The sequence below is a fragment of the Mesorhizobium sp. URHB0026 genome (genome assembly GCF_054059755.1).
In genome coordinates this window covers 592,466-615,996 of sequence record NZ_JBSSCN010000001.1, presented here as the reverse complement: position 1 = coordinate 615,996, position 23,531 = coordinate 592,466, and the positions used below count along the sequence as shown (strand labels likewise).

The 23,531-nt window shown below is 63.2% G+C and carries 29 protein-coding genes and 1 pseudogene; 10 read left to right on the top strand and 20 right to left on the bottom strand.

Annotated features, from left to right (window positions below):
* Positions 1–9 precede the first annotated feature (9 nt).
* Positions 10–789, top strand: coding sequence for a hypothetical protein (locus ACVWWD_RS03050; protein ID WP_457102901.1), 780 nt, complete (start codon positions 10–12; stop codon positions 787–789).
* On the opposite strand, the gene ACVWWD_RS03045 is transcribed toward ACVWWD_RS03050, so the two are convergent.
* From ACVWWD_RS03045 to ACVWWD_RS02990, 12 genes are all read right to left on the bottom strand, one after another.
* Positions 714–1,601, bottom strand: a complete 888-nt coding sequence (locus tag ACVWWD_RS03045; protein ID WP_352546708.1) for a head maturation protease, ClpP-related — start codon at positions 1,599–1,601, stop codon at positions 714–716. The two genes, ACVWWD_RS03050 and ACVWWD_RS03045, sit on opposite strands and share 76 nt — an antisense overlap.
* Positions 1,598–1,798: a hypothetical protein gene (locus tag ACVWWD_RS03040; protein WP_352546709.1), complete on the bottom strand. Its 201-nt coding sequence runs from the start codon at positions 1,796–1,798 to the stop codon at positions 1,598–1,600. Before ACVWWD_RS03040 ends, ACVWWD_RS03045 begins: the two co-directional genes overlap by 4 nt.
* A gap of 3 nt (positions 1,799–1,801) precedes the next feature.
* Positions 1,802–2,275: a hypothetical protein gene (locus ACVWWD_RS03035; protein ID WP_352546710.1), complete on the bottom strand. Its 474-nt coding sequence runs from the start codon at positions 2,273–2,275 to the stop codon at positions 1,802–1,804.
* Between the two features lie 301 nt (positions 2,276–2,576).
* Positions 2,577–3,113: a hypothetical protein gene (locus tag ACVWWD_RS03030; RefSeq protein WP_352546711.1), complete on the bottom strand. Its 537-nt coding sequence runs from the start codon at positions 3,111–3,113 to the stop codon at positions 2,577–2,579.
* Positions 3,113–3,451 (bottom strand): hypothetical protein, encoded by a 339-nt coding sequence (locus ACVWWD_RS03025; RefSeq protein ID WP_457102900.1) that lies wholly within the window; start codon positions 3,449–3,451, stop codon positions 3,113–3,115. The genes ACVWWD_RS03030 and ACVWWD_RS03025 overlap by 1 nt, the downstream gene beginning before the upstream one ends.
* Positions 3,452–3,453: 2 nt before the next feature.
* Positions 3,454–3,711, bottom strand: coding sequence for a hypothetical protein (locus ACVWWD_RS03020; protein WP_352546713.1), 258 nt, complete (start codon positions 3,709–3,711; stop codon positions 3,454–3,456).
* 82 nt (positions 3,712–3,793) lie between these two features.
* The gene (locus tag ACVWWD_RS03015; protein ID WP_352546714.1) at positions 3,794–4,126 is read right to left on the bottom strand and encodes a hypothetical protein; all 333 of its coding nucleotides are present in this window, start codon (positions 4,124–4,126) and stop codon (positions 3,794–3,796) included.
* Positions 4,127–4,354: 228 nt separating this feature from the next.
* A complete protein-coding gene (locus ACVWWD_RS03010) occupies positions 4,355–4,795 on the bottom strand; it encodes a DUF1376 domain-containing protein (RefSeq protein WP_457102899.1) in 441 nt (146 codons plus the stop codon).
* Complete coding sequence (locus ACVWWD_RS03005; RefSeq protein WP_352546716.1) at positions 4,792–4,953, bottom strand: hypothetical protein; 162 nt, start codon at positions 4,951–4,953, stop codon at positions 4,792–4,794. The genes ACVWWD_RS03010 and ACVWWD_RS03005 overlap by 4 nt, the downstream gene beginning before the upstream one ends.
* On the bottom strand, positions 4,953–5,138 hold the full coding sequence (locus tag ACVWWD_RS03000; RefSeq protein ID WP_352546717.1) for a hypothetical protein: 186 nt from the start codon (positions 5,136–5,138) through the stop codon (positions 4,953–4,955). The genes ACVWWD_RS03005 and ACVWWD_RS03000 overlap by 1 nt, the downstream gene beginning before the upstream one ends.
* Positions 5,139–5,342, bottom strand: a complete 204-nt coding sequence (locus ACVWWD_RS02995) for a helix-turn-helix transcriptional regulator (protein WP_352546718.1) — start codon at positions 5,340–5,342, stop codon at positions 5,139–5,141.
* A gap of 736 nt (positions 5,343–6,078) precedes the next feature.
* Positions 6,079–7,296, bottom strand: coding sequence for a tyrosine-type recombinase/integrase (locus ACVWWD_RS02990; RefSeq protein ID WP_352546720.1), 1,218 nt, complete (start codon positions 7,294–7,296; stop codon positions 6,079–6,081).
* A gap of 385 nt (positions 7,297–7,681) precedes the next feature.
* Between ACVWWD_RS02990 and ACVWWD_RS02985 the strand changes: the two genes are divergently transcribed.
* Positions 7,682–7,984 (top strand): DUF982 domain-containing protein, encoded by a 303-nt coding sequence (locus ACVWWD_RS02985; RefSeq protein WP_023770576.1) that lies wholly within the window; start codon positions 7,682–7,684, stop codon positions 7,982–7,984.
* A 116-nt stretch (positions 7,985–8,100) separates the two neighbouring features.
* On the opposite strand, the gene ACVWWD_RS02980 is transcribed toward ACVWWD_RS02985, so the two are convergent.
* Positions 8,101–8,337, bottom strand: coding sequence for a DUF6894 family protein (locus ACVWWD_RS02980; protein WP_457102898.1), 237 nt, complete (start codon positions 8,335–8,337; stop codon positions 8,101–8,103).
* A gap of 218 nt (positions 8,338–8,555) precedes the next feature.
* Between ACVWWD_RS02980 and ACVWWD_RS02975 the strand changes: the two are divergent.
* From ACVWWD_RS02975 to ACVWWD_RS02940, 8 genes and pseudogenes are all read left to right on the top strand, one after another.
* Positions 8,556–9,271 (top strand): annotated as a pseudogene (locus tag ACVWWD_RS02975) (Crp/Fnr family transcriptional regulator).
* A 368-nt stretch (positions 9,272–9,639) separates the two neighbouring features.
* Positions 9,640–9,729: a K(+)-transporting ATPase subunit F gene (kdpF, locus tag ACVWWD_RS02970; protein ID WP_015315765.1), complete on the top strand. Its 90-nt coding sequence runs from the start codon at positions 9,640–9,642 to the stop codon at positions 9,727–9,729.
* Positions 9,730–9,749: 20 nt separating this feature from the next.
* Positions 9,750–11,453, top strand: coding sequence for a potassium-transporting ATPase subunit KdpA (gene kdpA, locus ACVWWD_RS02965; protein WP_352546722.1), 1,704 nt, complete (start codon positions 9,750–9,752; stop codon positions 11,451–11,453).
* Positions 11,437–11,676, top strand: coding sequence for a hypothetical protein (locus ACVWWD_RS02960; protein ID WP_352546723.1), 240 nt, complete (start codon positions 11,437–11,439; stop codon positions 11,674–11,676). The genes kdpA and ACVWWD_RS02960 overlap by 17 nt, the downstream gene beginning before the upstream one ends.
* Positions 11,673–13,766 carry a potassium-transporting ATPase subunit KdpB gene (gene kdpB / locus ACVWWD_RS02955; RefSeq protein WP_352546724.1) on the top strand — a complete coding sequence of 698 codons (2,094 nt, stop codon included), beginning with the start codon at positions 11,673–11,675 and terminating at the stop codon, positions 13,764–13,766. The genes ACVWWD_RS02960 and kdpB overlap by 4 nt, the downstream gene beginning before the upstream one ends.
* A gap of 11 nt (positions 13,767–13,777) precedes the next feature.
* On the top strand, positions 13,778–14,341 hold the full coding sequence (gene kdpC / locus ACVWWD_RS02950) for a potassium-transporting ATPase subunit KdpC (protein WP_352546725.1): 564 nt from the start codon (positions 13,778–13,780) through the stop codon (positions 14,339–14,341).
* Between the two features lie 57 nt (positions 14,342–14,398).
* The gene (locus tag ACVWWD_RS02945; protein ID WP_457102897.1) at positions 14,399–17,131 is read left to right on the top strand and encodes a DUF4118 domain-containing protein; all 2,733 of its coding nucleotides are present in this window, start codon (positions 14,399–14,401) and stop codon (positions 17,129–17,131) included.
* Positions 17,131–17,820, top strand: a complete 690-nt coding sequence (locus tag ACVWWD_RS02940; protein WP_023770567.1) for a response regulator transcription factor — start codon at positions 17,131–17,133, stop codon at positions 17,818–17,820. The genes ACVWWD_RS02945 and ACVWWD_RS02940 overlap by 1 nt, the downstream gene beginning before the upstream one ends.
* A gap of 23 nt (positions 17,821–17,843) precedes the next feature.
* On the opposite strand, the gene ACVWWD_RS02935 is transcribed toward ACVWWD_RS02940, so the two are convergent.
* The 7 genes from ACVWWD_RS02935 to ACVWWD_RS02905 form a co-directional block, all read right to left on the bottom strand.
* Positions 17,844–19,280 (bottom strand): MFS transporter, encoded by a 1,437-nt coding sequence (locus ACVWWD_RS02935; RefSeq protein WP_352546727.1) that lies wholly within the window; start codon positions 19,278–19,280, stop codon positions 17,844–17,846.
* A 198-nt stretch (positions 19,281–19,478) separates the two neighbouring features.
* Positions 19,479–19,961: a DUF992 domain-containing protein gene (locus ACVWWD_RS02930; RefSeq protein ID WP_352546728.1), complete on the bottom strand. Its 483-nt coding sequence runs from the start codon at positions 19,959–19,961 to the stop codon at positions 19,479–19,481.
* 90 nt (positions 19,962–20,051) lie between these two features.
* Complete coding sequence (locus tag ACVWWD_RS02925) at positions 20,052–20,528, bottom strand: DUF992 domain-containing protein (RefSeq protein WP_023770564.1); 477 nt, start codon at positions 20,526–20,528, stop codon at positions 20,052–20,054.
* A 206-nt stretch (positions 20,529–20,734) separates the two neighbouring features.
* Positions 20,735–21,577, bottom strand: coding sequence for a tetratricopeptide repeat protein (locus ACVWWD_RS02920; RefSeq protein WP_023770563.1), 843 nt, complete (start codon positions 21,575–21,577; stop codon positions 20,735–20,737).
* Positions 21,578–21,718: 141 nt separating this feature from the next.
* Entirely contained in the window at positions 21,719–21,985 is a 267-nt protein-coding gene (rpsU, locus tag ACVWWD_RS02915) for a 30S ribosomal protein S21 (protein ID WP_010911429.1), read from the bottom strand.
* Positions 21,986–22,160: 175 nt separating this feature from the next.
* The gene (locus tag ACVWWD_RS02910; protein ID WP_023770562.1) at positions 22,161–22,547 is read right to left on the bottom strand and encodes an SET domain-containing protein; all 387 of its coding nucleotides are present in this window, start codon (positions 22,545–22,547) and stop codon (positions 22,161–22,163) included.
* Positions 22,548–22,674: 127 nt separating this feature from the next.
* A complete protein-coding gene (locus tag ACVWWD_RS02905; RefSeq protein WP_352546729.1) occupies positions 22,675–23,433 on the bottom strand; it encodes an SDR family oxidoreductase in 759 nt (252 codons plus the stop codon).
* Positions 23,434–23,531 lie beyond the last annotated feature (98 nt).

The following is a 23,531-nucleotide window of genomic DNA, read 5'->3' as shown; positions in this document are numbered from 1 at the left end:
CGGCATCTTTTGGAAGGCATTGGCGACCTCCAGCAAAAGCTGTTCGTTGGTTTTCAGCTTGCCGGTTGTGTCCTTGACCTTGATACCGAGATCATCGAAGCCGGTCTTCGCCTTGGTGGTGCCCGTTTTCACCTTCGATGCATTGGCACCGAAGCGCGTTACCTCGACGCCAATGTCCTTGAACGCCTGGACAGTGTAGCCGGCGCCTTGGGTGATATCGGCACCCGTTTTCTTCAGGGAGCTGCCGATCTTGCCGGCGCCCTTCACGGTCTCGTCAGCCGTCTTGACGATCTGCTTTTGAAAGCTGCTCATCGACGTGTCGAACTGTTCCTGGCTGACGTTCGCCTCGCCGGCCGCAAACACGAGTTTCTGATAGGCGTCGACCTGAAGCCCGGTTGCCTGTGCCGATTTTTGGGCACCCTCGGCCGCCTCTGCTCCGCTTTTTGCCAGGAAGAAGAGACCGGTGCCGACTGCATCGGCGGCCACCTTGAGCAGGCCCAGAGTGACCACGGTGCGTTCAGCCACGGTTTTGATGTCACCGATGAACAGGCTGAGATCGTGCCCAAGACCGCCAAGCGTAATGCCTTTGGCTGCAGTCTCGATCTTGTTGATTGCGGCTTCGCCGGACGAGCCAAGGTTCTTCAGCTCCGCCGTCATTTCCTTGCCGCCGAGCAGGCGGATCAAAACGGAAATCGCGTTGCGTTCGGCCATTTTTACAGCCCCCAGCGCTTGTTAGCTTTCTCGGTCGCGCTCTTCCAAATGTCGTCGTTGTTGTTGCGGCGATGGTAGATTTCGGAGGCGTTCGGCATCTGGCCTTTTGGCTTGGTGACAGGGCCGAGCTTCAACGCCGTCGCATAGGCGGCGGGCGATTCGGTTTTCAGTGTGCCCATGAGCGACGCAACGTCCGGTTCCTTCTCGCGGCCAAGACAGAACTGGCGAAGGAAAGCCGTCACTGCTTCGTCGGTCGCTGCCTTTTTCGCCGCGGCATAACGTGTCCTGGCTTCCTCGAAGCCGGTCGAGCGGCGCGCGGTCGCGGCCATCTGGGTCGGCGCGTGGCCATAGAGCTTGTAATCGAATGCCGTCGGGCTGGTCGAGCGCTCGGCTGAAACGCGGGTTGCGAATTTCTTCTGCACGGCCTCGGCCGCGGTCATCCAGGTTTCAGCCGCCATTTCCTTGCGGATCTCGGCGAGCTTCCGGCCCGTGCGCCGCACGTAGATATCGGCCATCGATCGGTTGATGACTTCCATCTGCTCGAGCGTCTTGGCGTGGTCGGCGGCGTTGCCGATCGTGATGCATGCGCAGTCGTGCACCATCATGTAACTGCCCTCCCGCATGACGACTTCGTTGCCGGCCATGGCGATGACAGAAGCGGCCGAAGCCGCGACGCCCTCGACGATCACCGAGACGTGGCCGGAATGGGTCATGAGCATATTGGCGATGGCGACGCCTTCCTCGCACCAGCCGCCACCGGAGTTGATGCGCACCGCGATATCGAGGCCACGCCGTTCCGACAGGAAGGTGTTGACGTCCCTGGCAGAGATGCCGTCGACGCCATCGGCGACGCCGAGGCCGACCGTGCCGTAGATCAGAAGTTCGTTCATGGGTTTCCCCTGTGATTAATGGCGACAAGGCGCCGTTCGGTTTCGTTGATTGCTTCGATAGGCACGCCGGCCAGGGACTGGCGCGCAAGCACCCTGGCGCGGCCGATACGGCCGATGCGCACCATCATCCGGATTTTGGGATCGATCAGACTCAGGGCCTCGACCAGCGCCGGCGTCAGGATGGGGACGATCTGCATGGATCAAACCTCCGGGATCTTCAGGATTTTGGCGGCAGGTGGCCACCCTACGGCCGAGGCGATGCAGGTGAGCGCGATCTGCCAGTCGAGCAGCCATTTAGACCGCAGCACGAAACCCTCGCCGGTCGTGAAGTCACCAGCCACGGCATAGGGCATTCCACAGCGGAGCCATGTGACCATCGTGTCGCGCGTGATGCCGAACACCTTGCAGGCCTCGTCTATCGGGAGGTCGACAGGCTCGCGTGCGGTAAGCTCTTCCCAGTCGATCAGCCGGTCGAGATAATGGTCCAACGCGGAAGCGTCGCCGCGGCCGCCCTTCATTGCTCGCATAGCCGTCGACAGGTACCAGGCCTGATGTCCGCCCGAGACAGTGCCTTCGGCCGGCACCCGCTCCAGCGCCTTGGCAATGGTGCGCCGATCTCGATCGAGCTCGACCGCAAGCCCTGAAATGGAAAACAGTTGCCGGGTCATTGCCACGTGAGGGGCCTCCTGTGGTGGAGCACGATGAAAATTTCTGTCTCTAGGAGAGGCATGCGCTCAGCCGCCCCGCATACAGTTTGGCGGCCGGGGAGGACCCATGGTGCGGTGCGATAGGTGCGGCGCGGTGGGTGCGGCGCACCATCGATCGATGCAGGCAGGCCAGCCCGGAATGCCGACCCGCCTGCGACGCACGTTGCGTGAAGGAGTTGACCCGCAACCGCGCCATTCATGAACGGTTGAGACCGGGCAGCGTCAGCCGTCCGGTCCAATAGCGTCAAAGGAACATCCATGCTGTGGATCATGTGGGCAGCGCGCTATCATGTGCGAGCACAGCCGCGGGGTTGGCGTCATGCCGGCGCAGGACTTCGAACCCTGCTTGCTCGGCATTGCGAATGAGGGACTCCTCGACCAGTTCGAGGTCGAGCAGTTCGGCGTCGATGGCGTCGAGCTTGGCCGCGCGCTCGGCGTCGGTGTAGCCGGGGCGGTCGGCCAGAGCCTGCCTGATCTTTCCTTCCATCGCCTTGGCCCAGGCATCGGCGCCCAGTGCCAGGGCAAGGCGAGCGGCCTGATCGGTGTTCATCCCTACATCTGGACGCCCGCTCGGCTGCAGGAACTGGCCGACATAGTAGTCGTTGAGCGGTTGGCGCATGTAGTTCATGAACCCCGCCAGTCGCTCCAGTGCCTGATCGAGCGAGCAGTCGGCGCCCTCGATGGCCTGGCGTTCCTGGCCCAGCTTGGCGATACGATCGCGCACCGAGGTTAGGCCGTCGGCCAGTTCGTTCGTGGCCTTGCGGCTGGCGCTCAGGGCTGTCTTGATTTTCTGTGCGATCGACATCAGCGGATCAACCCCTTGCCTTCAGCCCAGCGGCGCACGTTGCTGACGAGATTGCCGGCGGCGTTGTAGCGTTCATGTGCGATCTCGTTTGTGACTCTTGCGTCGGCCAGTCTCTTCTCCGCGGCCTCAAGTTCGGCTTCCGCGGCCCTGATCTGAGGGGTGAGGTCAAGGCCCGGGCGCATGCGTGCCTGCTCCTGCAGGCGTGTGAGCTCAGCCTGTGCGGCATTACGCGCCCTGTTGGCTTCGTTCTGGGATTCGGTCCCGTCGCGCGCAGCGCCGAGATGACGGCCCTTGATGCGGTCGAGAACATTCAGGCGGCTTGGGTCGAGCTTATGCATTGTCAGTTCGCCAGATGACGGACAGCGGCGACGGCTTCGGTGACCGTGGCCTGCTTGTTGACCAGATTGACCATCGTCATGACCGGCGCATTGGCGATGGTGCAGACTTCGACCACGGCCTGTGCGGCGCTCTGACCGGCGGCGACGCCATCATCGAAGGTCTTGGGCTTGGCGGTTTCCAGCGCCTCAAGCGTGTCGAGCTTGGCGTCGATCGTGTCGAGCGATGCTGTGAATTCGCGGCGCCGTTCGGTTTCGGCCATGGCCTTGCACTCCTGTTTCGGTTTCTGTCAGCGAAGATGAGGGAGGCGGCGGGACATTCAAAACATCCATGTCCCTCTTTTTTCAGCCATCGCCTTCGAGGACGCGGCGCATCTGCTTGATCGAGCCGGGCAAGGTCTCTTCGGCCATCAGGATCCGCCAGAACGTGGCCTCCGGCTCCTGCGGCGGCGCCGACAGCGCGCGGGAGTCGATCAGCCACCGGCCGGCCTCGTAGCGGCTGAAGGCGGTGAGCATGGCCCTGGCGGCGGCGCCGGTCGGCAGGTCGCGCCACCGATCATGTTTGCGCCACAGGGCGCGCAGCAGTCGGTTGCGTTCAGTCAGCGAGGTCGAATAGGCCAGTGACTTGCCGTTGCGCGCGCCGAAGCGGCTGGCGTTCGATGCGTAGAGCCTGGCCATCTCGTCGCCGACTGCCCGGCAGTCAGGATCAGGATTGGCCTGTAGGCAAGCGATGGCCTTGGCGATCGGGACGAGGCGAGCGGGGACGGTCACGCTCAGCCACCCTTGGCCAAGGCGTAGGCGTTCTTTGCCCTCTCCTGCTCCTCGATATGCGCTTGTGCTTCAGCCATCGACATCAACATGATGTTCGGCTCTCTCACGCGCGCAGGCTCTAACCTTTCTTCCTTTTCATCCAGAGCAGAACTGTCTGATGCTGATGCTGATGGCCATTGGCAAACGGATTGGTTCTGCCATTGTATCCAATGGTTCTGCCATGCTGGTGCCATTGGCAGACGCATTGCTTTTGCCATCGATACGCCATCGGGCTTCGGCGCCTCTATGCCCCGCCGCGACCTTCTTTTCGCGCTTGACGGTAGCGTCCGAACGCTCTTGATCGAGGCGCCGAATGCTCTCCGACATGAGCGGGCCGATAGCATTGGCGACGTCTTGCCATCTGCCCGGATCGATCCCGCTGATGCGCATCAGACGAGGCTCGTCGTCCGGTAGCGATCCATGCTGCCACCAATGCCGGCGCAGGCGTTCGTAGGCACCAAACTCCTCGGCGGTGAGGTGGCCTGTCTGGGCTGTCTCAGTGCCGATGTAGACTTTCATCCAGGCGAGATCGGTCATGACACCGCCGCTTTCTCGATCGCCTCGACGATCAGACAAGCGGTGGGGCGATCGAGTTGGAAGCGCTCGGCGATCACCAGGTCGGGCGCGCGCTTATCAGCGGCATAGGACAGGAACCGCCGGCACTTATCGATGAGGTCGGGAGTGATCTCGGCCATCAGTGTGCCCTCGCCAGTCGAAGGGCGTTGGCAAGCCGGATCGCCTCGATTGCCTCTGGCGTCGTGAGCCCGTAGCGCGTCCGCAACTCTGGAACACAGGCCTGGCCCGAGCGTTCGCGCGGACTGGCAAGGAATTCCGCCGCGGCCCGCACGGCCTCGTCGGGTTGGAGATCGGACTGTTCCATTTATGCCGCCTCCGACCGACGGGCCGCGATGCGGGAGCGGATCCAGTCTTCCACCTCGGATTTGACGAAGGCAATGCGCTTGTCGCCGAGCGGCACGGGTTGAGGGAATTTCCCGACAGCCCGTTTTTCGTTGATGCTAGTGCGGCTGAGAGAGGTAAGTCTCGCGGCTTCCTTGATGCTAATGAGGGCGGTTTCGCCGTCCATTTTATGCCACCTTCCGCTGTTGCGGTCAGGTGGCTTTTGCTGTCGCCACCGTCGCCGCTGTTGACGTTGTGGCTAGTTATAGAAAGCAGAAAATCCGCCCCGTCAAAATGCGCGCGAAAGATAATTTGAGCGCATACCTCACCGCTCTTTTTTTGCGGACTCAGAAGGTAGACCGCAAAAGAGCGCCGGCTTTTGTAACTCTCAGCCTGCCGCCATCTGTTGACGGTCTTCCTGGAAACACCTGTCAGATTGGCGAGCGAGCGTTCTGTCGCTTCCGAGCCGGTTGCCGCCATCGCCTTTGCATCGGCTTGAATGACGGCATCCCAACAGTCCCAATCGTCGACGCTCGGCCAGCCGAATTTCTCACACACGTCAGGAGGAGGCTTGCCGTCGACACCATCGAGACACTCGAAAATGAGCCGCATCAAAGATGCCGGCGGCGCCTTCCCTTCGCCCACGCATGACATCAACAGCGCGAAGGCGTGCCAGTTAACGGACGCTCGGCCGACAGAAGTTTGATTGGCCTTTTGATTGTGCAATTCCGCGATCAGTTGCTTCGAAACGAGATCGATTCCGCGCGACGGCGCCAGGTCGGAGGTATCCCGGGCACTCGAAATATCGACGCCCGCGGCCAGATCCACTTCAAGCTCGGCAGAGTAGAGCGCTTGCCTGAACTCACCCGGCACCTGCCCTGGGCCAAATGCCTGCACGAGCGAAGGAAACTGATCGCGGCCACTCATGACTGCCGCCTCCGCATAGGCGTCACGTTCTCGCCGCCCTTCACGGTCGACACATAGGCCGACCATGCATCCATCAGCTTCTTGCGCTTCGCCAGCGCCGAGCCGCGGCGGTATGCCTGCTCGACATCGTCGCCGACCTTATGCGCGAGCGCCATCTCGGCGACATCGCGGGGGAAATTCGTCGCGTCGCCCGCCCAATCTCGGAAGCTCGACCGGAAGCCGTGAACTGTGAACTGGCCCTTTTCCATCCGCCGCATGACGGCAGTCATCGCCATGTTAGATAGAGGCTTTTTCGGCGCAGCGCCTGGGAACACATAATCGGACAGCCGCTTCGCCTTCAGGCCCTCCAGCACGGTCAAAGCGCGCGCTGAGAGTGGCACGACGTGTTCGACGCTGGCTTTCATCCGCTCGGCCGGAATCGTCCAAAGTGCCTTCCCTAAGTCGAATTCAGGCCATTGCGCGTTGAGCACTTCGCCCGACCGTGTCGCGGTCAGAATGCAGAGCTCGAGCGCCCTGGCACCGAAGCCGTCAACGTCCGCCAGAAGCGTCATGAAGGCGGGAACGTCGGCGTAGGCCATCGCCGCGTGGTGGCCCCTGGTGAGCTTCTGGCGGGCGGGCAGGATATGATCGAGGTGACCCTTCCATCGCGCGGGATTGTCACCCGATCGAAGCCCGACTGCTTTGGCGTAGTCGAGCACTTTCTCTATTCGCCCACGTAAACGGGACGCGGTTTCCTGCTTCTCTGCCCAGAGCGGCCGAAGCACCCGCACCACGTCATCGGTCGTGACGTCGGCGACCGGGATCTTGCGCAGCGGGTGAGCATAATCCGTCAGCGTCATTTTCCATTGGGCGGCGTGTTTTGCGTTCCGGAAGGTGTTTTCCTTCGATAGAAGCAGCTCGTCGGCGCATTCACCAAATGTGCGAAGCTTCACTAATCGACGACGGTGCGCCATGTCTTTCGACGGATCGTCGCCGTGCTTGAGAATCTCCCGCGCCTCGTCGGCTCGGGATCGGGCATCGGCCAGGCTGATCTTTCCAGAAGCGTTGCCATAGGAGCCGAGCCCCATCTCGCGGCGCACGCCCTGACGTATCCAAATGAAAACCCAACTTCGGGTGCCCGACGGCTGGACGTAGAGCCACAACCCGTCGCCGTCGCCGTGCCGACCGGGCGGCAAGCCCTTTATCTGGGTATCTCGGAGCTTGTGGCGCGCCATATTTTCCTAACGCAATTCCTAACGAACATGGTTGCCAGCAAAGTTATTAAAGTGCAATATGTTCAGGGATATTCGCATGGGGATTAGGAAAAGCAAGGGGCTGCTTGACGACAAAGTCAGCAAAATCAATCATCTGGCGGTCGCTCTCTCCGCCAGCTTCCCTTTTCCGCAGGCGCTCTGGGACAGCCTAGCTATATCGAGCCTTAATCGTCTTCTCGCCGGGCCGGTGGATCAGGACGTAAGATTTCCGGCGCACTCAGGCGTGCGGTCCGCAAAGAGTCCTGTTTGCTCCGGAACCTCCTGGCTCGCGATGCGTTTCCCGGCGTCTCATCATAGATCCCGCCAGGATTTCTCCGAGCACTGCGACCAATCAGGAGCCCTCTTCATGCATGACAAGCTGTTTCATTCGCCCGTCGCACTGACCGTCGGTCTGGGCTTCAAGCGCGAAATCGCCTCGCTGGCCGAAATGCACGATTTCCTGACCAACTGGACGACCTCCCGCCGTGGTCCGCTTTATCACAATGCCGTCGAGGCGTGCGGCCTAGCCCTGGAAGGCTGCATCACGAGGGACGAGGCGCGCCATGCGCTTGTTGAATTCGCGGAAGCCACCGGTATTCTCTGGCCCGAGATCGAACCTGTCATCGTGGCGCGGGCCGTCGCACGCGGCCATGGCGGCTACGCCGCCTGATCGTTCGACTTGCCATCGCGGTGGCCAGGTCGTACGGCCGCCCGAAAGCCCGGCGTGGCGCTTCGAGCCGGGCTTTTCCATTCCAACTTGCGGAGGGTCCGCAGATCAGGCCGCGGTCAATCACACCAACTCGATGAGATGACGAGCGATGCTTCGAAGACCTGGCGCCCGCTCTCGTCGCGCACCTTCACGGTAATGGCCGTTCGGTCGTTTTCGATCATCTCGTCGCGAATGATGTCGGGCAGGATGAGAATTGCCTCGCGCCGCATACGCTCGCGCGAGTCGAACACCTGACCATGGTCATCCACCGTCAGGCCATCGCCATTGTAAAGGTCAAGAAAGTATCTGGGCATGATGCGGCCGAATCCCGAGCTGATGAAATTGCCAAGAGAGACTGATCGACAATTCGCGGGCTAAGCCGTTGTTCCATAAGAGATGATCTTCGTTGGCGAATAAGCGCCTTCTAACAAATGTTAATGCCCGCCGGCGCCCGACGACCTAGTGCTTCGGTAGCCGCCCCTTGCTTTCGACAGTTGGCGATCGGCTCTGAGCCCTTTCGCTGGAGATAGCGGTGCTGGAATCCCTGTATCTGAATCTCGCCCAGCACGACGCGCTTTCCGATGCCGAAAAGGCGCTGCTGGCTGAAGCCATGACTTTAGAGCGGCATTTCGCGGTCGGTCAGGATATCGTCGCATCGGGCGCGCGGCCCGCCTATTCGACCCTCATCCTCGACGGTTTGGCGGCGCGCTATAAGGTGCTCGAGAGCGGCGGCCGGCAGTTCACCTCGCTGCAGGTGCCCGGCGATTTCGTCGATCTCCACGCCTTCCTCCTGAAGACGATGGATCACGGCATCGTTGCCATGTCGCCCTGCCATGTCATGTTCGCCGATCACAGCCGGCTTCGTGCCATCACCGAGGAAGCGCCTCATCTGACGCGGCTGCTGTGGCTGGATACGCTGGTCGATGGCGCCATCCATCGCGAGTGGATCGTGGCCATGGGCCGTCGCTCCAAGACCTCACACCTGGCCCATCTCCTCTGTGAGCTTTTCGTACGACTGCAGGTGGTGCAGCGCACCAACGGCATGAGCTTTCATCTGCCGCTCTCACAGGCCGAACTGGCCGATGTGCTCGGTCTTTCCGTCGTACACATGAACCGCGTCATCGGGGCCTTGCGCAAAGTCGGCGTCGTCAACTGGGCAAATCACACGGTGACAATCCTGGATTGGCACAGGAGGAAATCGCCGAGTTCGATCCGACCTATCTCAGCCTGACGCGGGAGCCGCGGTAGCGTCCCAGCAAGGCCGCAAAGCGCGGCGGCATATCCTTCGCGGCAATCCGCGTCGATGAGCTGCTCTTAGACGGCGAGCCGCGCCGGAAACCTTTATAGAATTCCTATTTCTTTCCCATCCGCCCCGTCTCGAACCTTTATGGTGATCGGGTCCATATTCACGTCGAGCAAAAGCCGTCGGGCGCCGCCGCAGTGCTGCGCGCCGTCTCACGGTATTGCCGACCTGTTTTTGGCAGGCGAACGGTAGAAAATGGAAGCAAGGAAAAGCACAATGGACTTTATTGTTCTCGGGGTCGGGGCTTTGTTCTTCGGCCTGTCCATCGTCTACGTCAAAGCTTGCGATAGAATTTAGGCTGAAGGATCGGACCATGCTTGTCGATTACATCCTCGGCGGTGGCGTGACCTTGTTCCTGCTCGCCTACCTCACCTACGCGCTCATTCGTCCAGAACGCTTCTGAAGGCACGGAAAGCCACAGCCATGACACTGAACGGATGGATACAGATCCTGGTCTTTTGCGGGATCCTCGTTTTGCTGGCGAAGCCGCTTGGCTTCTACATGCACCGCGTCTTCAATGGCGATCGCACGCCGCTTTCACCGATCCTCGGCCCGCTCGAGCGCGGGCTTTACCGCATTTGCGGAACCAGCGAGCGCGAGGAGCAGCACTGGACCACCTATGCGGTGGCTCTCCTGCTGTTCAACCTGGCGGGCTTCATGGTGCTCTATATCCTGCAACGCCTGCAAGGCAGTCTGCCCTACAATCCGGCCGGCATGAGCGCGGTCGACCCGGCGCTCGCCTTCAACACCGCCGCCAGCTTCATGACCAACACCAACTGGCAGAACTACGGTGGTGAAAGCACCATGTCATACCTCGTGCAGATGGCCGGGCTGACGGTCCAGAATTTCGTTTCGGCCGCCACCGGCATCGCCATTGCAATCGCGCTGATCCGCGGCTTTGCCCGCGCTTCCGGAAGATCGATCGGCAATTTCTGGGTCGATATGACGCGCGCCACGCTCTATGTGCTCTTGCCGCTCTGCATCGTGCTCACCCTGTTCTATGTCTGGCTCGGCATGCCACAGACGCTGGGGCCTTACGTGGACGCCACGACGCTTGAGGGCGCCAAGCAGACCATCGCGCTTGGGCCGGTGGCCTCGCAGGTCGCCATCAAGATGCTCGGCACCAATGGCGGCGGTTTCTTCAATGCCAACGCGGCACATCCATTCGAAAATCCCGACGCCTTCTCCAATCTGATCCAGATGCTGTCGATCTTCGTCGTCGGCGCCGCATTGACCAACGTCTTCGGCCGCATGGTCGGCAACCAGCGCCAGGGCTGGGCGATCCTCGCCTCCATGGGCGTGCTATTCATCGCCGGCGTCGCCGTCTGCTATTGGGCGGAAGCCGCGGGCAATCCGCTGGTGCATGCGCTGGGCATCGACGGCGGCAACATGGAAGGCAAGGAGACCCGCTTCGGCATCGTGCTCTCGGCTTTGTTCGCCGTCATCACGACGGCCGCTTCCTGCGGCGCGGTCAACGCGATGCATGACAGCTTCACCGCGCTCGGTGGCATGATCCCGCTCATCAACATGCAACTCGGCGAGGTCGTCGTCGGCGGCGTCGGCGCCGGCTTCTACGGCATGCTGATGTTCATCCTGATCGCCGTCTTCGTCGCCGGCCTGATGGTCGGCCGCACGCCGGAATATCTCGGCAAGAAGATCGAGGCCAAGGAGGTCAAAATGGCGATGCTGGCCATCCTGTGCCTGCCGCTGGCGATGCTGATCTTCACCGCGATAGCAGTGGTGCTGCCGAGCGCGGTGGCATCGATCGCCAATGGCGGGCCGCACGGCTTCTCCGAGATCCTCTACGCCTACACCTCGGCGGCGGCCAACAACGGTTCGGCCTTCGGCGGCCTCAGCGGCAACACGCCCTGGTACAACATCACGCTCGGCATCGGCATGCTGATGGGCCGCTTCCTGGTCATCATCCCGGCGCTCGCCATCGCCGGCGCGCTGGCGGCGAAGAAGACCGTCCCCGCCTCGGCCGGCACCTTCCCGACCGACGGTCCGCTGTTCGTCGGGTTGCTGGTCGGCGTCATCGTCATCGTCGGCGGCCTGACCTTCTTCCCGGCGCTCGCCGTCGGACCTGTCGTCGAGCACTTGGCGATGATCCATGGACGGACATTCTGAGGCAGACATGTCCTGGTTCAGCAACAAGCGCCGTAATGTCAGGCGTCGGGCCGATCCGGGCAAGGAGGGGCTGCCGCCTCCCTTCCCGACCATGTCGACGTTTCTTGGGCTTGCCGCCGCCATGATCGCGCTTTGGCTGCTGGCCTACGGGCTTCCTCATCTTTTCTCGGCATCCGACCGATCGCCGCCGCACACCAACACTGAAGCCGGAGCTTCGAAATGAGTCAGTCAAAGTCAGCCAGCATCATGGATGCCGGCATCCTGTGGCCCGCCATCGGCGGCGCCTTCCGCAAACTCGATCCGCGCACGCTGGCCCGCAACCCGGTGATGTTCGTCGTCGCCGTCGTCTCGGCGCTGACATCGGTGCTGTTCGTCAAGGACCTCGTCACCGGCGGCGGTGATTTGCTGTTCACGCTGCAGATCATCATCTGGCTGTGGTTCACCGTGCTGTTCGCCAATTTCGCCGAAGCCGTCGCCGAAGGGCGCGGCAAGGCGCAGGCGGAATCGCTGCGCAAGGCCCGCACCGAAACCCAGGCCAAGCTTTTGACGGGCGAGGACCGCACCAGGTTCAGGCTGGTGCCCGGCACCAGCCTGAAGGTCGGCGATGTCGTTCTCGTCGAGGCCGGCGACATCATCCCGTCCGATGGCGAGGTGGTGGAGGGCGTCGCCTCGGTCAACGAGGCGGCGATCACGGGCGAGTCCGCACCGGTGATCCGCGAATCCGGCGGCGACCGCTCGGCCGTCACCGGCGGCACGCAGGTGCTGTCGGACTGGATCCGCGTGCGCATCACCGCCGCCGCCGGCCACACGTTCCTCGACCGCATGATCTCGCTGGTCGAAGGCGCCGAGCGCCAGAAGACACCCAACGAGATCGCGCTCAACATCCTGCTCGTCGGCATGACGCTGATCTTCGTGCTGGCTACAGCGACCATCCCGAGCTTTGCCCACTACTCGGCCGGCTATATTTCGGTGACCGTGCTCGTCGCCCTGTTCGTGACGCTCATCCCGACCACGATCGGCGCGCTGCTGTCGGCCATCGGCATTGCCGGCATGGACCGGCTGGTGCGCTTCAATGTGCTGGCCATGTCGGGTCGCGCCGTCGAGGCCGCCGGCGACGTCGACACGCTGCTCCTCGACAAGACCGGCACCATCACGCTCGGCAACCGCCAGGCGACGGAATTTCGCCCGGTCAAGGGCGTCAGCGAGCAGGAACTGGCCGACGCGGCACAGCTTGCCTCGCTCGCCGACGAGACGCCGGAAGGCCGCTCGATCGTGGTGCTGGCCAAGGAAAAGTATGCCATCCGTGCCCGCGACATGGCGACATTGCGTGCTACCTTCGTGCCCTTCACCGCGCAGACCCGCATGAGCGGCGTAGACATCGACGGTTCCTCGGTACGCAAGGGCGCGGTCGATTCCGTGCTCGCCCATGTCAGCCAGGCGACATCGGCCAGCAGCGCGACGCGCCCGAACAGCGACACCATCAGGGATTTGCAGGCGATCGCCGACGAGGTTGCGAAATCCGGCGGCACGCCGCTGGCGGTCGAGCGGGACGGGCGCCTGCTCGGCATCGTGCACCTCAAGGACATCGTCAAGGGCGGAATCCGCGAGCGTTTCGCCGAGCTGCGCAAAATGGGCATCCGCACGGTCATGATCACCGGCGACAACCCGATGACGGCAGCGGCCATCGCGGCCGAAGCCGGCGTCGACGATTTCCTTGCCCAGGCGACACCGGAGGACAAGCTGAAGCTGATCCGCGACGAGCAGGCCAAGGGCAAGCTGGTCGCGATGTGCGGCGACGGCACCAATGATGCGCCAGCCCTCGCGCAGGCCGATGTCGGCGTCGCCATGAACACCGGCACGGTCGCTGCTCGCGAGGCCGGCAATATGGTCGACCTCGACAGTGACCCGACCAAACTTATCGAGATCGTCGAAATCGGCAAGGCGCTGTTGATGACGCGCGGCTCGCTGACCACCTTCTCCATCGCCAATGACGTGGCCAAGTATTTCGCCATCATCCCGGCCATGTTCGCCGTCTTCTACGTCGCGCCCGGCCAGACCACAGGTCCGCTTCAAGCGCTCAACATCATGCATCTGGCGACACCGCAGAGCGCCATCCTGTCGGCCATCATCTTCAACGCGCTGATCATCATCGCGCTGATCCCGTTGTCGCTGCGCGGCGTGAAGTACCGGGCGATCGGCGCGGGTGCGCTGCTCAGCCGCAACCTTCTCGTCTACGGCCTCGGCGGCATCGTCGTGCCGTTCGTCGGCATCAAGATAATCGACATGGCCGTCACGGCCCTCGGCCTTGCATAAGGATCATTCCGATGCTCAAGCAGATCAGACCCGCGATCATCATGATCGTTTTCTTTACCGTGCTGACGGGGCTCGTCTATCCCACCGGCATGACCGGCATCGCCCAGGCGCTGTTCCCGCGCCAGGCCAATGGCAGCCTGATCGAGAGGGACGGCAGGGTGATCGGCTCCGAACTGATCGGCCAGGCCTTCGCCAGCGACACGTATTTCCACGGACGGCCGTCGGCCGCCGGCAACGGCTACGATGCCAGCGCCTCCAGCGGCTCCAACCTCGGCCCGACCAACCCGAAGCTGCTCGAACGCATCAAGGGCGATGCGGAAAAGCTGAAGGCTGAGAACCCGGACCAGCCGGTGCCGATGGATCTGGTGACGACGTCCGGCAGCGGCCTTGATCCGCAGATCAGTCCCGAGGCCGCTTATTTCCAGGTTCCGCGCGTGGCCAAGGCAAGGCGCATCGACGAGGCCAAGGTCAAGGCGCTCGTCGACAGCCAGGTCGAGGACAGGGAATTGGGCGTGCTCGGCGAGCCGGCGGTTAATGTGCTGGCCCTCAACCTGGCGCTGGATGCCGCGAAATAGGTGATGTCCGGCGCCGGGGATCGACACGGTCCCCGGCGCCATTCATGATCAGACCCGATGCCGGACGACAGAAGCTACGTCGAAAACAGACCATCTCCCGACGCGCTGCTAGAGCATGCCGAGCGGGAAGGGCGCGGCCGTCTGCGCATATTCCTGGGTGCGGCACCCGGTGTCGGCAAGACTTACGAGATGCTGATGTCGGGTCGTGCCAGGGTGGCCGACGGTGCCGACGTGGTGATCGGCGTGGTCGAGACGCATGGCCGCAAGGAAACACGGGCCCTGGTCGAGGGGTATGAAGTCATTGCCCGCCGCAGGGTCGACTACAAGGGGCGCGTCCTCGACGAGATGGATATCGACGCCATCCTTGCCCGGCGTCCGGCGCTGGTCCTGGTCGACGAACTCGCCCACACCAACGCGCCCGGCAGCCGCCACCCCAAGCGCTATCTCGATGTCCAGGAAATCCTGGCACGGGGCATAGACGTCTATACGACGCTGAACATCCAACATGTCGAAAGCCTGAACGACGTCGTCGCCCAGATTACCCGGGTCAGGGTGCGCGAGACGGTTCCAGACTCGATCATCGACCAGGCGGATGATGTCGAGATCGTCGATCTGACGCCCGACGACCTGATCAAGCGGCTGGAGGAGGGCAAGGTCTATTTCCCCAACACCGCGCAGCGCGCCGTCGAGAACTATTTTTCGCCCGGCAATCTGACGGCGTTGCGGGAACTGGCGCTGCGCCGTACCGCCCAGCGCGTCGACGAGCAGTTGCTCAACCACATGCAATCCCATGCTATCCAGGGTCCGTGGGCGGCAGGCGAAAGGGTGCTTGTCTGCGTCGATGCCCGTCCGGGCGGGGCAGCCCGCATTCGCTACGCACGCAGGCTGGCCGACAGGCTTCGTGCGCCATGGACGGCGCTTCATGTCGACACGCCTCGCTCCGCCGGCATGTCCGAGGACGACAAGGACAGGCTCGCCACACTGCTGCGCCTCGCCGAGCAGCTCGGTGCCGAGGTGACGACCATCCCTGGCCAGAGCGTCGCCCAGGACATCGTTCGCCATGCCACGGCCAACAATTTCACCCACATCGTGGTCGGCAGGCCGACCCGGTCGCGCTGGCGCGAACTGATCGAGGGGTCGCTCACCTACGATCTGATCCGCAATGCCGGAGACATCAGTGTCCATGTCATCTCCGGAACGGAGCGGGACACCGAAACGTCTTCCAGGAGAGTGAACGCGGCAGCCGAGGATAGGCATTTTCAGGCCAAGCCGTATTTGCTCGCCACGGCTTACGTTGCCGGATCATTGGCCGTCAGCACTGCTCTCGATCAGTTCCTCGACGTTCGCAATCTGGCGATCGTCTTCCTGCTCTCGGTGCTGACATCGGCGGTGGCCGGTGGTCTCTGGCCGGCGCTTTACGCCTGTTTCCTCAGTGTCCTTGCCTTCAACTATTTTTTCCTCGAGCCACGCTACACGCTGACCATCCGCGATCCCGAGAGCATCGTCGCGATTGCCGTCTTTGTCGCCGTTGCCGTCATCGCCAGCAACCTGACGGCGCGCGTGCAGCGTCAGGCCGCCGTCGCCCGCTCGCGGGCGCGGGCAACCGAGGACATCTATCTGTTTTCCAAGAAGCTCGCAGGCGCCGGCACACTCGACGACGTGCTCTGGGCCACCGCCTTCCAGATCGCCTCGATGCTGAAGCTGCGCGTGGTGCTGCTGCTGCCGGAAGACGGCACGATCACCGTCAAGGCAGGCTATCCGCCCGACGACACGCTGGCCGAGGCCGACATCGCCGCCGCACGCTGGGCCTGGGAGCACAACCGTGCCGCCGGACGCGGCGCCGACACGCTTCCTGGCGCCAAGCGCCTATATCTTCCCTTGCGCACGGGACGCACCGCGATCGGCGTCGTCGGCCTCGACAATGACAAGCAGGGCCCGCTTTTGACGCCCGAGCAGCAGCGGCTGCTCGATGCGCTGGCCGATCAGGCGGCGGTGGCGATCGAACGCATCCAGCTCGTCGCCGATGTCGACCGCGCCAAGCTCGCGGCCGAAGCCGACCGGCTGCGCTCGGCGCTGCTGACCTCGATTTCGCATGACCTGAAAACGCCGCTCGCGGCCATCATGGGCGCGGCCGGCACGCTCAAGGAATTCGCGCCCAACCTTCCCGAGCAGGACAGGGCGGAGCTCCTGTCGACCGTGATCGACGAATCGGAGCGGCTGAACCGCTTCATCGCCAACCTGCTCGACATGACCAAGATCGAATCCGGGGCAATAGAGCCGAACTACTCCCTCCATTATGTCGGCGATATCGTCGGCACGGCGCTCGATCGTGCCCGCAAGATCACCAGCGCGCACAAGATCGAGGTCGATATTCCGCCCGACCTGCCGATGCTGCGGCTCGATCCCGTGCTGTTCGAACAGGTCTTGTTCAACCTTCTCGACAATGGCTCGAAATATTCGCCGCCCGGCTCGACGATCCGCGTCCAGGCCTGGGCGGACAATGGCTCCGTCATCGTGCGGATCATGGACGAAGGACCGGGCATTCCGGCGCAGGACCTGGAACGCGTCTTTGACACCTTCTACCGGGTCCGCAAGGGCGATCAGGTGCGCGCCGGCACCGGACTTGGCCTGTCGATCTGCCGTGGCTTCGTCGAGGCGATGGGCGGCACGATCGCGGCCACCAACCGGACCGACCGCCCCGGTGGCGCCTTCACCATCAGGATGCCGGTGCCGGCGCAAGCGCGCGATATCGGCAACCGTGGCGACGAGCCCAGCACGGATCAGCCTTGATGACCAATTCGAATGTCAGGATACTGGTCGTCGACGACGAGCCGCCGATCCGCAAGCTGCTGCGGGTCGGCCTCGCCAGCCAGGGTTACGCGGTCAGCGAGGCGCCGAACGCCAAGGTGGCGATCGAGCTGATGGAACAGGAGAAGCCGGACCTGGTGCTGCTCGATCTCGGCCTGCCCGGCATGGGGGGCCATGAACTCCTGCGCAAATGGCGTGAGGAGGGCGTCGACGTTCCCGTCGTCATCCTCTCCAGCCGTACCGACGAGGCCGGCATCGTCAGCGCGCTCGAACTCGGCGCCGACGACTATGTCACCAAGCCGTTCGGCATGAACGAACTGGTGGCGCGCATCCGGGTGGCGCTGCGCCACAAGTTCCAGCAACAGGGTGAGAAGCCGGTATTCCAGAGCGGTGACCTCAGCGTCGATCTGGTCAAGCGCGTCGTCAAGGTCGAGGACAGGGAGGTGAAGCTCTCGCCGAAAGAGTACGACATATTGCGCATCCTGGTGCAGCATGCCGGCAAGGTGCTGACCCACCACTTCATCCTGAAGCAGATCTGGGACGATTCGACCGACGTGCAGTACCTCAGGGTCTATGTCCGCCAGCTCAGGCAGAAGATCGAAAAAATTCCCGACCAGCCGCGCTACATCACCACCGAGACCGGTGTCGGCTACCGCCTGCGTGTCGAGTGAATTAGCCCTTCCGATAACCTGCGTCAGCCGATGGCCTGCAGAGGCCGATTTGCCGCCGCCGATGTCCGCAAGGCGGCGAGACAACCCAGAATGCCGAGCGGCACGAAGGCTAGGAACAGCCAGCTCGCGACATTGGCCGCCGCGTCATGATTCAGGCCTTGCGAAAAGCCGCTGGCATTGGCGACGATGCCGGCAAGGGCGGCGCCCACGGCATAGCCGATGCGCTGCATGGTCGGCACCGCCGCCGAGGCGATGGTCTGCTCCTCGTCGGGTGCGGAGGCGACGATGACGCGGGTCAGGAATGGCCAGGCAATGCCGAAGCCGCCGCCCTGCAGCAGGGCGCAGACCAGGATCAGCGGGATCGAGCCCAGCGGTATGGTGTAGGCGAAGCCGGCGATGCCCGCCGCGATCATCAGTGCGCCGCAGACGATGATCAGCCGTTCGCGCCGCGGCGGAGCGTTGGCGACGAGGATCGACAGGATCGACCAGGCGATCGATTCGGCGGCGATGATGTAGCCGGTGGTCAGCAGCGGAATGTCGTGCAGGCTGGTCAGCAGCAGCGGCCCGTAGACGCCGAAGGAGCAGGTCGCGATGGAAAAGGCAGCGACCATGGTCATGCCGGCGCCGACCGGCGTGCGCCAGGAGAACAGCCGCGCCGGGAACAGCCTGGAGCGCGGCTTCAGCCCGTCGACGTAGAAAAACAGCGCGAGGCTTGTCAGGCCCAGCACGATCAGCAACGAGGACCGCAACAGGGCGATGTCGACGCCGGCGGAGGCGATCAGCACCACGGCGACGGCAAGACAGCCAAGCGCCATGAAAGGGAATGGCGGCGCCTTGCCGGCACTCATGCTGGGTCTCTTCGCCTCCGGGGTGTTGAGTACGAGGAAGCTTGCCAGCGCCATGGCGGCGCCGCCGAGTGTGAAGACGCCGAAGGCCCAGCGCCAAGACAGCAGTTCGGTCATAACAGCGCCGAGCAAAGGGCCACTGAAGGCAGCGACGCCCCAGATAGCCGACATGATACCGAAAAGCTGTGGCCAGATGGCACGCGAAAACAGCCGCTCGACCGAGACGAAGGCCAGCGACACCAGCGCGCCGCCGCCGAGGCCCTCGATCAAGCGGCCGGCAAGGAACAATTGCATCGAGGGCGAGGTGGCGCAGATCAGCGCCCCGGCGGCATAAAGCAAGGCCGCGACCACCATGTTGGTGCGCAGCGGGATATAACTCACCAGGCGTCCGGCTGCGGCCCCGGCGACGATGGCGCCGAGTTCGTAGATCGCCAGGGACCAGCCGACGAGCTGTACGCCGGCCAGTTCGCCGACCATGGCCGGCATGACCGTCGCCACCATCGTCTCATTGGTGGCGTGCAGCAGGATGCCGAGGCTGATGAAGCAGAAGCGGGCGAGGTCGCCGCTTGCCCACAATGCGCGCCAATCGACCTTGTTGCTGGTGATTTCAGTCATGTCCATCCCTGCCTTGCATATCTCGATGCAGCCGCATGGCACCAGAAGCCAGCACGAGGCTTACGGCAGGACCATGCCCGCTGCCTCGAGACGCGGCCTTGCTCGGGGCGGGTTTGTAGAACCTCAACCCCGGTTGAGCTCAAGCGATTTTCTCGAAATATGTTTGGGCCAGCGTCGTCCTGGCCGGACCGCTTGCGATCAATTCTCGGTGCTGCGCAACTGGAATTGGCTGACGCCGATGGCGAGATTGATGCCGGTCTGCGTCTGCAGGCTGAGCGGCTGCAGGGCGAAGGCCCGCGAGGAGCCGCCGACCAGGAGATTGGCGCCGGCGCCAACGGCGGCGGTAACTTCGGCGCTGGCGCCGATATAGTCACCCGCCAATGCACCCGGCGCATAGATGTTCTTCAGCGGCGTCAGCACCAGCCAGCGCATCACCGTCTGCTTGGTCGTGCCGATGTCGAGACCGTACTTGTTGACGGCGCCGAAATAGGCTTCCGGCGCGAAGGTCCTGTCGGCCGGGGTGAAGGTGCAGCTCAAATCCTTGCTCGAGCCGAAGATGAAGCCGGTGCCGCCCGATACAGCGCATTCAAGGGCGCCGAGTTCGATGCCCTGGTCCTGCGCTCGTGCGGCTCCCGCAAGCACGATCGTGGTCGCGGCAGCGGCGATGGCTGTCCTGAGCATGAGGGTCCCCTCGAAATCAAACGGCGCGGAACCATACTATCTGGTTCCGCGCCGCAGGGTGAGGGGCGTCGAGCGCGTGGCTCCATGCAATCACTTGAGCGAGTGGATCAGCTCCAGCGAGGTGACGGCGACCGCCAGGTTGACGCCGGTCTGGGCCTGGACGCTGAGCGGCTCCAGCATGAAGGCGCTGTCGAAGCCGCCGACCAGCAGGTTGGCGCCGCCACCGGTGACGACGCTCGCCTCGGCGTTGACGCCGTAGTAGCTGCCGGCAAGGTCGCCCGCGTCACGGTCGCGGGTCGCGGCAAACACCGCCCAGACCAACTGGCCCTGGTGCGTCTTGCCGAGATCGACGCCGAGCTTCGAGATGACGCCGGTGTAAATTTCAGACGGCCCGTGATGATAGGGCCGGAACACACAAGACACGCCCTTGTTGGACGTCACGAGATAGCCGGTGCCGCCATCGATGGTGCAGTCGAGCGTGCCGAGTTGCAACCTGCCGGCGCTGGCCGGAGCGGCAGCGAACATGGTCGTTGCAAGGGCGGCGGCGCAGACGAGTTTCTTGATCATGGGGGGTCCTTTCGCAGTCAGTCTTCAGTAACGTCTCGAGCGCCGCGACCGTTCCGCCGAAAACTTGGCGCGAACAAGGCGAGGGTTAACGGCTTGTCGCGGGGGTTAACACAGGGTTGCCGGATTGCGGCGATCTTCAACGCCGCGTGCCCTTTCGGACACGCAGGATGCAGTGGGCGCCTGGCGCGGGCCTGATGAAGCCGACGTCAGCTGACGCGAGCGAGGCCATCCTTGGCAGGCTGGTAGCTGGGGTTGAGGCGCACGGCTTCGTGATAGGCCTTCGCCGCCTTTGCCTTGTCACCGCGCCGTTCATAGATCAGCGCCTGGTTGGCCCAGGCCTCGGCGTTCTGGCCGTCGAGCTTGATGGCCATGTTGAAATCGGAGAAGGCGTTGTCCTCGTCACCGGTCGCCAGATACGAGAGGCCACGGCCGTTGTAGGGTTCGGCGGCGTCGGGAGCCAGCGAGATGGCGGTCGAGAAATCCTCGATGGCGAATTTGTGCTGGCCCTGGCTCTGATAGATCAGGCCGCGATTGTGGTAGGCGCGGGCATCCGTCGTATCGAGTTGGATCGCCTTCTGGAAGTCGGTGAAGGCATCCTGGGTGCGACCCGCCTTGCGATAGAGATTGCCGCGGCCGATATAGGCGGCATCGTAATTGCCGTTAATCTGGATCGAGCGGTTGTAGTCGGCAAGGGCGGCTTCCTGGTTGCCGAGGAAGCGCTGGATAAGGGCCCGGTTCGAATAGGCCTGGTAGAAATTCGGATTGAGCTGGATGGCCTGGTTGAAATCCTTGAGCGCCGCCTGGTACTGGCCGCCGCGGCCATAGGCCGAGCCGCGGACATTATAACCTTCCGGATCCTGGGGATTGCGCTGGATGACCGCCGACAGCGAGGAGATGTTCTCGGTCGACCCTTGCGCCTTGTCGATGTTGTTGAATTCACCGGCCGGGCCCGATGTCTGGCAGCCGGCAAGCACCAGTCCGGAAAGCAGGGCCGCTGTCAGGGCGAAACCACGCAATGCGGTCCCGCGCTCCACGCTCGTTGCGTTCATGTCTGCCCTGTCCTCACTTGCGCCGTCGTTCAGGTCCGGTTCCCCCCTCCGGGCCGGGTCACATTCAAAATAAAAGGGTGGCGGCGATTCCGCATCGCGCCACCCAGGTATCCTTCGAAAAGGACGAAATATTGGCGATAATCAGCGCGGCGGACGCGCTGCACCGGCGGCACCGCCAGCAGCAACCGGACGCGGGGTCATCGGCAGCAGGCCTTCGCGCTGTGCGCGCTTGCGGGCCAGCTTGCGGGCGCGGCGAACGGCTTCGGCCTTTTCACGGGCGCGCTTCTCGGAAGGCTTCTCGTAGTGGCCGCGCATCTTCATTTCGCGGAAAATGCCTTCGCGCTGCATCTTCTTCTTGAGCGCGCGAAGCGCCTGATCAACGTTATTGTCGCGGACGAGTACCTGCACGGGCAATCCTGTCTTTCGGGTTTGATATCAACAGGCAAGCAGCCATAGCCGCAAGCCTCCGCGGCGCTCGACACCACGAATTGTGGCGGCTGATAGCAGAATCAAGCCTCGCTGTCCACAGTCGAAATGAGAGACGACGGCCAAATTGCCACGTCGGCTGGAGATAGTGTGCCCGTTACGCCGTCGCCAGGTGCAGCCGCTCGAAATCCTCGAAGAACTCACCGTAGTCGCAGGTGATCTCCTCGCCGACGGCGATATCCCGGGTCGCGGTCGCCCCTCCATATTGCGAAAAGTCGGTGTTCGGGGTCGCCGAATGGTTCATGAAACGGCCATTGTCGACCTCGTAGACCATGAAACCGGGCTTATCCGGGCTCGGATAGGCGTAGCGGTCGAGTAATTCCTTCAGGGGCTGGGGTGCCGTCTCGTACGTGTCCACCGGGATCAGCCGGTCGAAATCCGGATCCAGGCGCCAGATCGAGGCGCCTTTCCGGATCGGTTCGGCGGCGAACATGCCCACGCCTTCGATCGCGCTCTGGGCAACATAGGTTCGGACCAGCATCATGGTTTCACAACCCGTCTTGGCAAGAAGACCCGTTCGACAGCAAACGGAATCGCCAAATCGGGCCGAAAAAGCAAGAGCGGCCGCCTGCGTCACAACGACGAACAGGCCCGTTCACCGCAAAAATCCCTCACGTCCGGTTGATCGACACGCCGCCATCGGCAAACAGCGCGGTACCCGTGGTGAAGCTCGAGGCGTCAGAGGCAAGGTAAAGCGCCGAGCGGGCGATCTCTTGCGGCTGCGCCATGCGTTTCAGGGCATGGAGGCCCTCGACGAAGGCGCGGGCCTCGGGTGTTGTCGTCGTCGCGCCGGGTGTGTCGGTGCCACCCGGCAGCAGCGCGTTGACGCGCAGTCCCTTCGGTCCGTATTCGGCGGCCAACACCTGCGTCAAACCGATCAGGCCTGCCTTGGCGGCGGCGTAGGCGGCCATGCCCGGCATGCCTGCGGTGTAACCGACAAAGCTCGATGTGAAGATCAGCGAGCCGCCGCCGCGCTCCAGCATGGCCGGTATCTGATACTTCGCGCCGAGAAAGGCGCTGGTCAGGTTGGTGTCCATCGTCCCGTGCCATGTCTGTGCCGGCATGTCGGGGACTGGCCCCATCAGTCCGACGGAGCCGGCATTGTTCAACGCGATGTCGAGCCCACCGAAGCTGCCCACCGCCAACTCGACGAGGGCTTTCGCATAAGTCTCGTCGGTGACATCTCCCGCGAGAGCGACGGCCGTGCCGCCGGCGTCCTGGATTTCGACTGCCAGTGCATCAAGCTCCGTTTGGCGGCGAGCGGAAATGATGAGCCTGGCGCCTTCCTCGGCGAACAGTTTGGCGGCGGCGCGGCCGATGCCGGAACTGGCGCCGGTAACGATGGCGATCTTGTTGGCGAGTGCGAGCATGTTTGGCATCCTTGTCCTTCGCGCCAGCTTCGCCGGCGATCGGATGCTTGGTCGCAAATCGGCAGGACAGCAGCCACCCGAAAGCCGCGGAGATTCGC